Below are 13,069 nucleotides of genomic sequence, written 5' to 3'. Positions count from 1 at the left end.
CCGGACCGGCGCGCCCGCACCCGACCCGCCCCTGCCGACCCCCGAGCGGCAGGGGCGGGATCGCGCTCCGACCGCGCCCCCAGGGCCGCGCCCCCACCCCTGCCCCCGCCCCCACGGCCGCGCCTACACCGCGAGCAACGCCGCGTCGGACTCCGCCAGCCAGCTGTCGGCCGGGCGGCGCAACCAGCCCTCGCGCGCCCCGAGTTCGGCGGCCGCCGCGCCCAGCGCGACCAGCCCGGGGTGTCGCAGCTCCGGGCGGTGCACCAGGCTGACCAGGGTCAACGGCACCGGCTCGACCAGCGGCACGTTCACCACCCCGGGGATCAGCGGGCCCCCGGTGGTGGTCAGCATCGGGTCGCCGTGCCGGGTGAGGTAGCGGGCGGTCTCGTCCACCCCGACCGGCGGGACGTACGGCGCGGCCGGCACGAGGCCGTGGGCGCTCAGCAGCCGGGTGCCGAGGTCGGCCCATTCGGTGGTGGCCGGATTGCCCGCGCAGACGTCCACCGGGTGTCCGGCCAGGTCGGCGAGCCTCAGCACCGGCCGGGCGGCGAGCGGGTGGCCGGCCGCCATCATCACCGAGACCCGCTCCAACCGGACCGGCGTCTGGGCCAGTTGGGCGCGCAGCCCGGCCGACAGTCCGGCGAAGCGGCCGAACGCGGCATCCAGCCGGTGGGCCGTCAACTCCTCGGCGGCCGCGGCGAGTCCACCGAGGAACCGGGCCAGGATCTCACCCTCCGGCCAGGCGGCCCGGGCGCGTTCGAGCACCCGGTCGGTGGTCAGGTCGGGCCCGGTGACATCGCTGTTGAGGTCCAGCAGCAGCGGGCGCCGCTCGGCGCCGTTGACGATCTCGTCGTGCAGGGCGAGCAGCCGGCGGGCCCGCGGCAGCAGCCGCTGCCCGGCCGGCGTGAGGCCGACGCTGCGCGTGGTCCGGGTGAGGAGCGTGTCGCCGAGCAGCCTCTCCAGCGTGCGGATGTCCCGGCTGAGCGCCTGCTGGGCGACGTGCAGCCGCTGGGCGGCCCGGCCGAAGTGCAGCGTCTCGGCCGTCGCGACGAAGCCCCGGAGCAGCCGGGGGTGCAGGTCGTGGGGCATGGCCGCAGATTAACAACACCATGATGTGAGTGCGGCGAAACAGGTGTTGGACCGGGACGGGGCCACTGCCCGAGGCTGGAGCCCTCCCCCCTCCCCTCCTTGAGGAGTCCCGTGCTCGCCTCCTACCGACGGCTGTTCGCGCCGCCCGGCACCGTCGCGTTCACCCTGGCCGGGCTGCTCGGCCGGCTCACGATGTCGATGACCGGCGTCGCGCTGGTGGTGCTGCTCTCGGAGCGCCGCGGCTCGTACGCGCTGGCGGGCACCGTCGCGGCGGCCGGCCTGGTCACCGGGGCGATCGGCATGCCGCTGCTGGGCCGGCTGGTCGACCGGTTCGGGCAGGCCCGGATCGCCGTCCCGGCAACCGTGTACAACGCCGTGCCGCTCCTCGGCCTGCTGCTCTGCGTGCGGCTCGGCGCGCCCGACTGGACGCTGTACGCCTGCTGGGCGGCCTGCGCGGCGGCGCCGAACCTGGGCGGCATGGCCCGGGCCCGCTGGGCGCACCTGTACCGGGACGACCCGGCCGCCCGGCACCTGGCCAACTCCTTCGAGCAGTCGCTGGACGAGCTCTGTTTCATGGCCGGACCGGTGCTCGCGATGGTCCTCTGCACCGCGGTGGCGCCGGAGGCCGGTCTGCTGGCCGCCGGGGTCTTCGGCAGCGCGGGCGCCCTGCTGTTCGCCGCCCAGCGCCGGACCGAACCCCCGCTCGCCGGCCGGACGGCGGACCGGCGGCGCGGCTCGCCGCTGCGGATCCCCGGGCTGCGGGTGCTGCTGCTGACCTTCCTCGCCACCGGCGTGGTCTTCGGCTCGACGGAGCTCACCACGGTGGCGTACGCCGACGCCCTCGGGCACAAGCCGCTGGCGGGCGCGCTGCTGGCACTGGTCGCGGCCGGGTCGTGCGCGGCCGGGCTGGTCTTCGGCCTGCTCCGGCCCCGCCGGTCGCCGGGCGTCCGGTTCCTGTCCGGCGTCACGGCGATGGCCCTGCTGTTGCTCCTGCCGCTCGCCGCCGGGCTGGGCGGCGCCGGGCCCGCCCTGCTCGGGGCGGCCCTGTTCGCGGCCGGGACGGGCACCGCCCCGACCATGGTCACCGGGATGACGCTCGTCCAGGAGCTGCTCCCCCGAGGACAGTTGAACGAGGGCATGGCGGTGGCGGTCTCCGGCATCGTGACCGGGATCTCGGCCGGGGCGGCGCTGGCCGGCGCGGTCGCCGAGCACACCGCCCCCGGGACCGGCTACTGGCTGCCGGCCGGCGCCGCCGCGCTCGCCCTGCTGATCGCCCTGACCGGGCGCCGCCACCTGCGGACTCCGGCCGCTCCCCCGGCGGAGCGGGCGTCCGGACGGGTCGTCAGTGCCGCGCGGTAGCTTGACCGGCATGGAACCGGCCGTCATCAGCTACCTCCGCGGCGATGCCACCGCGCCCCGGGGCAAGGGCATGAAGGTGATCGCGCACGTCTGCAACGACCTCGGCGGGTGGGGCAGGGGTTTCGTCCTGGCGCTCTCCCGGCGGTGGCCGGAGCCGGAGGCCGCGTACCGGCGCTGGCACCGGGAGCGCGCGGGGAACGACTTCGGCCTGGGCGCCGTGCAGTTGGTCCGGGTCGAGCCGTACGTCCGGGTGGCCAACATGGTCGGCCAGCGCGGCGTCCGGACGGGCCGCTCGACCGGCGCCCCGGTGCGCTACGAGGCGATCGACACCGCCTTGACGACGCTGGCCGGGCAGGCGCTGGCGCTCGGTGCCTCCGTCCACATGCCCCGGATCGGCTGCGGCTTGGCGGGCGGGCGCTGGGAGCTGGTCGAGCCGCTGGTGACGGCCCGCCTGGTGGAGCGGGGGGTGCCGGTGACGGTCTACGACCACGACTGAGCACCCGCCGGAGCCGGTGCTACCGCGCCGGCGCACCGTCCCGGTCCCCGGCGGCGGGCCAGGTGTACTCGTACTCGGGCAGCGCGTACCCGCCCGGGAAGATGCCCTCCTGCTCCGCCGTCCGGCGGCCGCCCTCGCGCTCGTAGAAGGCGACCGCCCGGGTGTTGTCGCGCAGTACCTCCAGGTAGAGGTCGGCTCCGGGGTGGCACGTCGCCAAGTGGTCGCGGACGGCGTCGAACAGCGCGTGGCCGATGCCGCCACCGGTGCGGCCGGGCCTGACGTGCAGGTTGTCGAGCAGGATCCGGCCGTCGGGCTGCGGCACCAGGTAGGCGAACCCGACGGCGCCACCGGCCTGTTCGGCGATCAGCAGCGCGGGCGTGTTGGCCGGTTCGCCGTAGTCGGCGGCCAGCCGCAGCGCCCACACCTCGCTCCGCTCGTCGGCCAGCCCGTCGCCCAGCGCCTGCTCCGGGACGATGCCGGTGTAGGCGGTCCGCCAGCTGAGGGCGTGCAGCTCGGCCACGGTCGCGCTGTCGGCCGCGGTACCGCGGCGGATGGTGACGTCCATGGGGGCGAGCCTGCCACACCCCCGAGCTTGAACATGCTCAAGCTTTGGATCTACAGTCACTCCCATGCTTTTGAACACGTTCGAAAGCATGGGGGCGGAGCGTCGGCACCGGATGCGAAGGGGTCGTCCGGTACCGCGCGCACCGACACCGGCCGGGGCCGACCGATCCGGCTAGGCTCGGGGCCGTGGACGACCTGGCAGCGACGAACGGCACCAACGACAAGACGAGCGCGAACGGCACGGACAGCCCCGAGGGCGCGAACGGCGCGCCGTCGACCCCGGCGGCGGGCGGCGAGGTACGCGGCAGCCGCGCCCAGCCGAAGACCGACAAGAGCGAGCAGACCCGGGCGCTGATCCTGGAGACCGCCATGCGGTTGTTCCAGGAGCGCGGCTACGACAAGACCACCATGCGCGCCATCGCCACCGAGGCGGGCGTCTCGGTCGGAAATGCTTATTACTACTTCGCGGCAAAGGAATTCTTGATCCAAGGATTCTACGACCGCATGACCTACGACCATGCGGCGGATGCCAGGAAGCGCATGGCCCATACCCGGGACTTCGCCGAGCGGCTGCAGATCGCGCTGGAGTCCTGGCTCGACACCGCCGCGCCGTACCACGAGTTCGCCGCGCAGTTCTTTCGGACGGCCGCCGACCCGACCAGCTCGCTCAGCCCGTTCTCCAACGAGTCCCACCCGGCGCGGGCCACCGCCGTGGAGCTGTTCCGCGAGGTGCTGCAGGGCTCGGAACTCGCGCCGAAGCTGGACGCCGAACTGGTCGAGCTGCTGCCCGACGTGCTGTGGCTGCACCTGATGGTCGTGGTGCTCTACTGGGTCTTCGACCGCACCGAGGACACCGAGCGGACCCGCGAGTTCGTCCGCCGGTCCACCCCGGTGGCGGCCCGGGTCATCAATCTCTCGCGCTACCGGGTGTTCCGCCCGATCGTCCGCGACGCCAAGGGCCTCATCCAGGACTTCATCCTGCCGACCATCGGGAAGACCGCAGTCAAGTAGCAGCGGGAAAGACCGGCGACAAGGCCACGGCCGGGCGCTCCGCGTGGTCGGAGCGCCCGGCCGTGAGCCCTCGCGTTCACTTCTCCCGGGCGCTCCGGCCCGGCCGGATCGGGCGGATCGGGCGGATCGGGCGGACGCCGGGCGACTCCCGCCGGCGACGGGTCAGAAGATGTCCGGGTTCCAGGCCCGCAGCGGCGTGCGCAGCAGCAGGTCGGCGGCGGCGGCCGCGCCCGGGCGCAGCTCGGTGACCAGGCCGGCCGCGGCCAGCCGCGGGGCGGTCTCGCCGCCCAGGTACAGCGAGCCGAGCGCGGAGGCGTCCAGCGCGAGGTCGGCCTCGTCCGTGCTGCGGGTGCAGCGGCCGCTGCCGTCGGCGGCGACCTCGACGGCCCACCGGCCGGCCGCGAAGCCGGCCCGGTCCTCGACCTCCAGCACCACCCGGCCGGGCGCGCCGTACGTCCGGGCGTCGAAGGCGGCCTCGACGTCGAGCACCCGGAGCCACATGAAGTCGGCGTTGTCGGCAGAGGGGGTGGCGGCGCGCGGGTCGGCCAGCAGCAGCGGCAGCGGGTTGTCCGGTCCGATGTTCTCGGCCGCGACCTTGCGCACCCAGTCGACGGAGAGGACGAACCGCCACAGCTCGGCGGCGGTGGCCAGGTCCAGCGCGAAGAAGTCGACGACGGTGAGGGTGCAGTTCGGGTAGCTGCCGTCCCAGTTGTCGTCGACCCGGTAGACGACCAGGCCGGTGGCGGTGCCCTCGGCGTCCCGGTGGACGGCGGCGAAGGGCTCCTTCCACTCGAAGCCCGGGACCTGGATGTCCCCGGTGTGGCGCCGCCACCAGAGCTCGTCGCGGGGGATCGCGCCGGGCTGGGTGAGCCGCCAGCGGTCGTGCACCTCGGGGCCCGCCTTGCGCAGTTCCTCCATGGTGACGAAGTCGATCCGCCCGCCGGGCACGGTCGGCAGGCCCGCGCGCAGGCCCCTGGTCCGCTGCAGGTCGACGTTCCAGCCGTGGCCGCGGGTGGCCGGGCCGAAGCCGAACCGGCCGTAGATGTTGTACTCGGCGGCGACCAGGATGGCGACGGCCGAGCCGCGCTCACGGGCGGCCGCCAAGTCCTCCGTCATCATCCGGCTGAGCAGGCCGCGTCGGCGGTGGGTGGCGGACACGGTGACCGAGCTGATGGCGTCCGCCTCGACGACCGCTCCACCGGGGACGGTCAGTTCGACGTCGAAGCTGCGGAAGGTGGCGACCTGTCGGCCGCCGTCCAGGGCAGCGAGCACCCGGCCCGGCTGCCACTGCCGGCGCCGGAACTCCGCCGCGCTCTCCACGTGCGGGCGGAGGAACCCGAAGACGAGTGCCCGGTCCCAGCCCTCGACCTCGTCAACGCCGATCGCCCGGACCTCGACCCCGCCGACGCGCTCGTCCACCCGGCCGTTGCCCCGGTCGCCGGTCCCGCCGCCCACATCAGTGCCCATGACGTCACGGTACGACCGCCCTCCGAGGACGGCACCTCATTTTTCGCCCGCCGCCGGGAGTGCGCGCAGGCCGGCGCCGCGCACGGTCTCCCCCGGGCCGACCCGGCTCCCGCCCGGCGCTGTCGGTCCGCTCTGGCATCGTGGCGCCATGGGCGAACAGGTGGATCGGGTCGACGAGCAGGACCGGGTGCTCGCGGTCGTGGACCGCGACGAGGCCATCCGCCGGCGGTGGTTGCACCGGATCGCCACCACCGTCTGCCGCGATCCCGCCGGGCGGTTCCTGGTGCACCGGCGCCCGGACGACGATGCGCGCTTCCCCGGCCGGTACAACTGGCTCGTCGGCGGGGCCGCGGAGGCCGGCGAGTCCTACGCGGCGGCCGCGGCCCGGGAACTCGCCGAGGAACTGGGGGTCCGGGCCGAGGCCCGGTTCGTCCTCAAGTTCCGCTGCCGAGGAGCGATCAGCCCCTACTGGCTCGGGGTCCACGAAGCCGTGATCGTCCAGGACCTCACGCCGGACCCGTCCGAGATCGTCTGGCACGCCTGGCTCACCAGGGCCGAACTGCGGACCGTCGTCGCCGACGACTCCTTCGTCCCCGACGGGCGGGAGGCCTTCGAGCGCTACGAGGCCCTGACCGGGGCGGGCGACGGCTCCGGCTGAGCCGCCGACGTCAACGGTCGCGCCGCGAGGCCGGCATGAGGGTCCGCCACCGCACCGCCGGGACCGAGCCGCCCCACCGCCCGCACCGCGGTGGGCGCGCGTCCCGTCCCGCCGGGCCGGGCCGGCGTCCGGTGACGGTGGCGGCCGCTAGCCTCTCCGCGTGACTCCGACCAGTGATCGACGACTCCCCGAAGCCCTCGCCGCCGCGCTGACGGTCCCGTTCGACCACGAGGACGGCAGGGGGATCGACTTCGAGCCCTTCCCGGACTTCCTGTCCGCCGAGGACACCACCGACTGGTTGCGGGCCTGGACCGGCAACACGGAGGTGAGCGGTGACGAGTTCCGGGTGTTCGGCCAGGACGGCACGGGTGGATACGCGGCGTTCTGGCTGGTCCGCCCGGGCCGCCCGCTCATCGACCAACCCGTCGTCTTCCTCGGTTCGGAGGGCGAGACCTGCGTAGTGGCGCGCGACCTGGGCGACTTCCTGTGGCTGCTCGCCGGCGGCCTCGGCCCCTGGGAGGCCGCCACCCCGTACGGGAGCGACCCGAGCCCCCGTCCCAGCCGGCGGCTGACGGCGGTCGCGGAGCGGTTCGCCCCCGAGCGGCAGCGGCCGGCCACCGCCGTCGTCGAGCGGGCGGTCCGGGAGTTCCCCGACTTCGACGACACCGTCATGGCGCTGTGCCGCTGACTCCCGCACCGACCCGGCCGGCGCGCGGACTCGCGGCCCGTGACGCACCCGGGAGCCGGCGGCCCGGCCGCGGATCACTCCACTCGGCGGCCCGCTGACTCTTCGTCGCACTTGACGGAGGCGAAGGGCCGAGAAGTGACGCGAGGATCCGCGCACGGGCCGGACCGGTCTACGGGCGGGCGTAGAAGTCCGGGGTGCCCATGATCCAGAGGCTGGCCTGCTTGACCGGCAGGCCCGGGCGGGGGGCCTCGATCATCTGGTCGTCGCCGATGTAGAGACCGACGTGGTGGATGTCGGCGGCCCGACCGGTGTCGGTCCAGAAGACCAGGTCGCCGGGCCGGAGCTGGCGGTAGCCGATCCGGGTGCTCTGCGCGTACTGGTCGGCGGCGAAGTGGTTCAGCTGCTTGCCGCCCTGGCGCCAGGCCATCATGGTCAGCCCCGAGCAGTCGTAGCCGCCGGGGCCTTCGCCGCCCCAGACGTAGGGCAGCCCGACCTTGGAGCGGGCGAAGGCCACGGCGGCGGCCGCTCCCTCGGCCGACCAGGGCCGGGCGGCCGGGGGCGGGACCGCGGGCGGCGCCTTCGCCGCACCGGCCGCCTCGGCCGCCGCCTTCTCCGCCGCCGCCCGCTCGGCGGCGGCCTGCTCCGCCGCCGCCTTCTCCGCGGCGGCCCGGGCGGCGGCCTCGGCCTCGCGGGCCGCGATCGCCTCCAGTGCCTCGCGCCGCTGCCGCTCCAGTTCGACGGTGGTGTGGCGGGCGACGGCGAGGTCGGCGAGCAGGTGTTCACGGCGTTGGCCGACGGCGACGACCTGCGTCTGCTGGGCGGCCAGCCGGGCCTCCGCCCGGCCCCGGGCCGCGCCGACCTCGGCGGCGGCCTTCTCGGCGGCCTCGGCGGCGGTGCGGGCGGCGGCCGAGGCGCGGGTCGCGGCGGCGGCGGTGCCGGTGGCCGCGTCCAGGATCTGCCGGGTGCGGTCGCTGGCGACACCGACCACCGCGGCCTGGTCGCCGGCCTCGCGCGGTCCGTGCGCGCCGATCAGGGCGTTGATGGCGGACAGCTCGGCGGTGGTGCCCTGACGGTACGTTTCGGCGGCCAGCTGGGCGGCGTTCTCGGCGGCCTCGGCCCGCGCGGCCTCGGCGGTGGCGGCCCGGCCGGCGGCGGCGGACTCCTCCGCACGGGCCCGGGCGAGGGTGAGCTGTGCGCCGTTGTACGCCTCGACGGCCTGCTCGGCGGAGCGGCCGGCCCGGTCCAGTTCGGCGGTGGCCGCGGTGAGCCCGGCTTCGATGGTGGCGACCGAGGCGGCCCGGCGGTCGGCCTCGGCCCGGGAGCGGTCGATCTCCTCGGCGGAGGGGTAGGGCCCGTCGGCGGAGGAGCCGGAGGAGCCGGAGGAGCCGGAGGAGCCGGACGAGCCGGAGGAGCCGGACGAGCCGGACGAGCCGGACGAGCCCTCCGGGACGTCGACGTCCGCCGGGACCGCCCCGGCCGACGGCGGTGCCGGGGCGGCCGCGGCGGCGGGGAGCAGCCCGAGCAGGGCGGTGAGGGACAACAGGAGGGTCGGCAGGAGCCTGCGCGCCACGAGACATCCCTTCTCAGGTGTCGGACCAGGGCCGTCCGGAGAGCACGGCGGCGAACCTGGCGAAATATCCCATCACGTGACAAGTGGGTCACTGATCGCCATATTCTCAAGCCGGGCGGCTCTCACACCCCAAGCCCGCGCCGCCGGGCGGGTGACCTGTCAGATGATCTGACTGACCATCACCCACACCCAGGCGCACAGGGTATGCGAACTACCGGTGGATCCGGCGGGTGTGCGGCCGCGGCCGGGGGTGTCGGTCGGGCCGGGGCTCCAGACCGGTCGGACGCACCGCATAGGTACGACTGCGGCCGGCCCGGACGGTGCGGCGGCGCTGCTGCGCCCGGGGCCGGGGGCCGGACTCGGGCGCGCCCGACCCCGGTGCCCGGCCGGCGGCCGAGGTTCCGCCGGGCGCGGGGACCGCCGCCGAGCGGCGGTCGGCGAGGCGCGCGGACCGGCGGGCCAGCGCGCGGGCGGCGTGCGCGTCGAGGTGGGCGGAGGCCCGGGCGGCCATCCGCTCGGCGACCCGGTGGGCGGCGGGGTGACCGGCCGGCACCTTGTCGGGGGCACCGGCGATCAGGTCGAAAAGCCAGGTACGGGCGACGTCCGCACGCCGGTGCAGTCGGCGCTCGCGCCGGAGCGCGCGGGCCCGGCGGCGCGGGCGGGTCGCGTAGCGCCAGCGCGCCCACGGGCTGCTCGGGCGGGCCAGCCGGATCGCGCCGATCCAGGAGAGGCCGGGCACCATGATGCCGAGCAGACCGGTCCACACCTTGCCCTTGAGCAGGGTGACGAACGAGACCAGCGCGTTCACCGAGATCACCGTGACCAGCCCCCACCTGGTCTCCTGACTGGGCACCACACCGAGCGGCACGTACCCGACGAGCAGCAGCGAGGTGCAGAGGATGCCGAAGATCACCGCGTCCACCGATTTGCGGCCCTGCTCGCCCCAGTAGACGTCGTCCAGGTGCAGGATCAGCGCGAACTCGTCCAGCACCAGGCCGCAGCCGATGCCGAAGATCAGCCCGAACACGTCGATCCACGGGTGGCCGCCGTAGGTCGCGAACACCCCGATGCCACCGGTCAGCAGGAAGCCGAGACCGAACACCATGTGGTGGATGTGCAGGCCGCCGGGGGTGACGTTGCCCGGCCACCAGCGCACCTTGGCCCGGATCATCCGGACGCTGAACCGGATCATGACGAAGGAGGTGATGAATCCGACCAGCAGCAGGAACAGCGGTTGCTTGTGCGCGGCGACGATGTGCTCGCGGTAGCCGTCCAGCAGTGTGGTCATGCGTCTTACCTTCGTTCCTGGTCCTGCGTCCGGTCTGCCACGACATGACCCGGGGGCCAACACCGGCCCAACGAGTCCGCCTCCCGCGTCGACCCGGCGCGGGTCGGTCGGCGCGGGTCGGGGTGGTCAGAAGCCGCGGGTGCGCTTGGCCGCCCGGCGGGGGGCGACGGGGTAGAGCTCCGGCCGGTCGGCACCGGTCGGGAGCTTCATGAAGAGCCGGGCGATCTCCCCGCCGAGGTTCACCCCGATCGCCAGGGCGAGGGCGATCGCGGCGGCCCTGGTGATCTGGACCAGGCCGCCGCTGGCGTGGCCCTGGGCGAAGGAGAGCATGCCGAGGTAGAGCGCCGAGCCGGGCATCAGCGGGCCGATCGCGGCGGTCACGTAGGGCAGCGCGGAGCCGTAGCGGTAGCGGGCCATCAGCTGGCCGAAGAGGCCGACCAGGCCGGCCGCCACGCCGGTGGCCGCGATCGGGGAGACCCCGGCGTTGTAGACCAGCGCGCCGTAGCTGGCCCAGCCGATGCCGCTGTTGAGGGTGACCAGGGCGAGCGAACGCCGGTCGGTCTGCAGCAGCATCGCGAAGGCCAGGGTGAGGATCAGCGCGGCGATCATCTGGACCGGCGGGTAGTTCACCCCGACCAGGCTCTCGTCCGGCTTGAGCTGGGGGTCGAAGCCGACCCCCAGGTAGAGGATCAGCATCACGCCGATGACGATGCCGGCCACCAGGTAGATCACTTCCAGCAGCCGGGCCGCCGCGGTGATGTAGAAGCCGGTCAGGCCGTCCTGGACGGCGGCGACCAGGGCGCGACCGGGCAGCAGGGCGAACAGCCCACCGGTGATCACCACGGAACCGCGCAGGCCCCAGTCGTTGAGCGAGAGGATGATGCCGGAGGCCGCGGCCGGCATCGCGGCCAGCACGAACTGGTAGAACTCCGGCAGCCCGCGGCGGGCGATCAGCGAGGCCAGCCGGTCGCCGAGGACGGCCGCGATGAACGCGCTGGCGAAGACCAACCAGGCCTTGTCGTCGATCCGCCCGCCGACCAGGAAGGTCGCCGCGCCGGCCAGCAGCCCGGTGTTCAGCGAGAGCAGCCAGGCCGGGTACGGGTGCCGGTTGCGGCGGATCAGCGCGAGCCGGCGGTACGCGTCGTTGACGGAGACCTTCTCGCCGGTGATGTCGGCGACCAGCTCGTACACCGCGTTCAGCCGGGTGTAGTCGGAGGTCCGGCGTCGGACCACCCGGTCCGCGGTGACGGGCGGCTCGACCAGCGAGGGCTGGTGCGAGATCCCGATCAGGGTGAAGGTGACCTGCGGTTCGCAGCGGTCCAGCCGGTAGGCGTGGGCGATGCCGAGCATGGCCGCCTCGACGTCCTCGGCGGCCTCGCCGCTGGCGAGCAGCAGTTCGCCGATCCGGAGCGTCAGGTCGAGGATCCGCGGGACGTTGCGGGCGGCGGAGGGGTGCAGTTCGCGGGGGGTCCGCTCGAAGGCCGGACGCTCGGACATCGGGGTGCGCAGCAGGGTGCGCATCCGGTCCGGCCAGGGCGCCTCGCCGGGGGCGCCCGCCGTCAGGGTGGGGACGGCGATGCCCGCGGGCGGCGTGTAGCCGGCGGCGCGCCACTCCTCGGGGGTGAGGGTGTCCTCGGCGACCGAGCGCCGGCGGTGGGCGGGAACGGCTCCGGCGTCGGCTCCCCCGGCCGCGCCCGGCCCCGGCCTCCCGGCGCCCTCCCCGGCGGCCGGTTCCGGCTCGCCCGACGGCTCCGGGTTCAGCAGGCCCCTGGTCTCCCGGACCGGCGACACCAGCGGGATCACGGTGGCGGGTTCGACGGTCGGGGCGGGGTGGCCGAGCAGGCCTTCGGTGGGCGGGGCCTCGGAGGGGTGGGGCGGGGTCGCCGGTGGGTTCGGGCGGGCCTGCCGCGCCTGGCGGGCCGCCCTGCCGCCCCTGGCCCGCTTGCCTGCGCCCGGCCGGCCCCGCTTAGGCACTTCCCACTCCTTGCCGCCCCTGGTGACGCCGGGTCGGCCCGGCCACCGTTCGATCTCCGGTTACACCTTGCCTGATCAAACGGTCGGACGCACATGTACGTCCCGGCGGGCGGCCGCCGTCGGGGGTGCCTACCCGGCGCGGTCGTGGGCGGGGGCCGGCCGGCCGGACCGGCGGGCGCGCAGCAGTTCGATCGCCACCGGGACCACCGAGACCAGCACGATGCCGACCAGGATCGCCTCGATGTTCTCCCGGACGAAGGGGATCTGGCCGAGGAAGTAGCCGAGCACCGTGACCCCGGCGCCCCAGAGCACGCCGCCGACGATGTTGAAGACGACGAAGGTGCGGTAGTTCATCCTGCTCACCCCGGCGATGACGGGGGTGAAGGTCCGCACGATCGGTACGAAGCGGGCCAGCACCAGCGCCTTGGGCCCGTGCCGGTCGAAGAAGGCGGCCGCCTTCTCCACGTTCTCCTGCTTGAACAGCCGGGAGTCGGGCCGCCGGAACAGGCTCGGCCCGACCCTGCGGCCGAAGAGGTAGCCGACCTGGTCCCCGGCCACCGCGGCGAACACGATCAGCGCGCAGACCAGCCAGAGCGGCTGGTGGAGGTAGGTGCCGCCGGCCACCAGCAGGCCGGTGGTGAAGAGCAGGGAGTCGCCGGGCAGGAAGAAGCCGATCAACAGACCGGACTCGGCGAAGACGATGGCCAGGATGCCGATCAGCCCGAAGGTGGAGATCAGGGTGGTCGGATCGAGCCAGGACGGGCCGAGGGCGAGGCTGGTCACGGGGCAGACACTCCTGGAGGTCGACTCTTGGCAATGAAACAGTAAAGCATTGCCCAAGGACCTCTAAACCCGGAGCCCCTGCCCCGCTGCCGCAGCCCGCACCCGCACCCCGCTGCCGCAGC

The 13,069-nt window shown here is 74.7% G+C and carries 12 protein-coding genes; 5 read left to right on the top strand and 7 right to left on the bottom strand.

Annotated elements, in window-relative coordinates; genetic code table 11:
- Positions 1-123: 123 nt before the first annotated feature.
- Positions 124-1,089, bottom strand: coding sequence for a LysR family transcriptional regulator (locus tag ACFXHB_RS02570; RefSeq protein ID WP_380571478.1), 966 nt, complete (start codon positions 1,087-1,089; stop codon positions 124-126).
- Positions 1,090-1,200: 111 nt separating this feature from the next.
- Between ACFXHB_RS02570 and ACFXHB_RS02565 the strand changes: the two genes are divergently transcribed.
- The gene (locus ACFXHB_RS02565) at positions 1,201-2,448 is read left to right on the top strand and encodes an MFS transporter (protein WP_380571477.1); all 1,248 of its coding nucleotides are present in this window, start codon (positions 1,201-1,203) and stop codon (positions 2,446-2,448) included.
- Positions 2,449-2,458: 10 nt separating this feature from the next.
- Positions 2,459-2,944, top strand: coding sequence for a macro domain-containing protein (locus tag ACFXHB_RS02560; protein ID WP_380571476.1), 486 nt, complete (start codon positions 2,459-2,461; stop codon positions 2,942-2,944).
- 19 nt (positions 2,945-2,963) lie between these two features.
- Here the strand turns inward: ACFXHB_RS02560 and ACFXHB_RS02555 are convergent, their stop codons facing one another.
- Positions 2,964-3,509 carry a GNAT family N-acetyltransferase gene (locus ACFXHB_RS02555; protein WP_380571475.1) on the bottom strand — a complete coding sequence of 182 codons (546 nt, stop codon included), beginning with the start codon at positions 3,507-3,509 and terminating at the stop codon, positions 2,964-2,966.
- 185 nt (positions 3,510-3,694) lie between these two features.
- Here ACFXHB_RS02555 and ACFXHB_RS02550 point away from each other — a divergent pair, with 185 nt between their 5' ends.
- A complete protein-coding gene (locus ACFXHB_RS02550; protein WP_380571474.1) occupies positions 3,695-4,519 on the top strand; it encodes a TetR family transcriptional regulator in 825 nt (274 codons plus the stop codon).
- A gap of 162 nt (positions 4,520-4,681) precedes the next feature.
- Here ACFXHB_RS02550 and ACFXHB_RS02545 read toward each other — a convergent pair whose 3' ends face one another.
- Entirely contained in the window at positions 4,682-5,986 is a 1,305-nt protein-coding gene (locus ACFXHB_RS02545; RefSeq protein ID WP_380571473.1) for a GNAT family N-acetyltransferase, read from the bottom strand.
- 148 nt (positions 5,987-6,134) lie between these two features.
- Between ACFXHB_RS02545 and ACFXHB_RS02540 the strand changes: the two genes are divergently transcribed.
- Both ACFXHB_RS02540 and ACFXHB_RS02535 read left to right on the top strand, forming a co-directional pair.
- Positions 6,135-6,644 (top strand): NUDIX domain-containing protein, encoded by a 510-nt coding sequence (locus ACFXHB_RS02540; protein WP_380571472.1) that lies wholly within the window; start codon positions 6,135-6,137, stop codon positions 6,642-6,644.
- A gap of 160 nt (positions 6,645-6,804) precedes the next feature.
- Positions 6,805-7,332 carry an SMI1/KNR4 family protein gene (locus ACFXHB_RS02535; RefSeq protein ID WP_380571471.1) on the top strand — a complete coding sequence of 176 codons (528 nt, stop codon included), beginning with the start codon at positions 6,805-6,807 and terminating at the stop codon, positions 7,330-7,332.
- Between the two features lie 169 nt (positions 7,333-7,501).
- Here the strand turns inward: ACFXHB_RS02535 and ACFXHB_RS02530 are convergent, their stop codons facing one another.
- The 4 genes from ACFXHB_RS02530 to ACFXHB_RS02515 all read right to left on the bottom strand — a co-directional run bounded on the left by ACFXHB_RS02530 (position 7,502) and on the right by ACFXHB_RS02515 (position 12,947).
- On the bottom strand, positions 7,502-8,902 hold the full coding sequence (locus ACFXHB_RS02530) for a C40 family peptidase (protein WP_380571470.1): 1,401 nt from the start codon (positions 8,900-8,902) through the stop codon (positions 7,502-7,504).
- Positions 8,903-9,113: 211 nt separating this feature from the next.
- Positions 9,114-10,190, bottom strand: coding sequence for a hypothetical protein (locus ACFXHB_RS02525; RefSeq protein ID WP_380571469.1), 1,077 nt, complete (start codon positions 10,188-10,190; stop codon positions 9,114-9,116).
- 126 nt (positions 10,191-10,316) lie between these two features.
- Entirely contained in the window at positions 10,317-12,164 is a 1,848-nt protein-coding gene (locus ACFXHB_RS02520; RefSeq protein ID WP_380571468.1) for a threonine/serine exporter ThrE family protein, read from the bottom strand.
- 129 nt (positions 12,165-12,293) lie between these two features.
- Entirely contained in the window at positions 12,294-12,947 is a 654-nt protein-coding gene (locus tag ACFXHB_RS02515) for a DedA family protein (protein WP_380571467.1), read from the bottom strand.
- Positions 12,948-13,069 lie beyond the last annotated feature (122 nt).

This window comes from Kitasatospora sp. NPDC059327 (assembly GCF_042752535.1).
Taxonomy (GTDB): domain Bacteria; phylum Actinomycetota; class Actinomycetes; order Streptomycetales; family Streptomycetaceae; genus Kitasatospora.
This window is presented reverse-complemented; position numbering and strand designations above follow the sequence as displayed.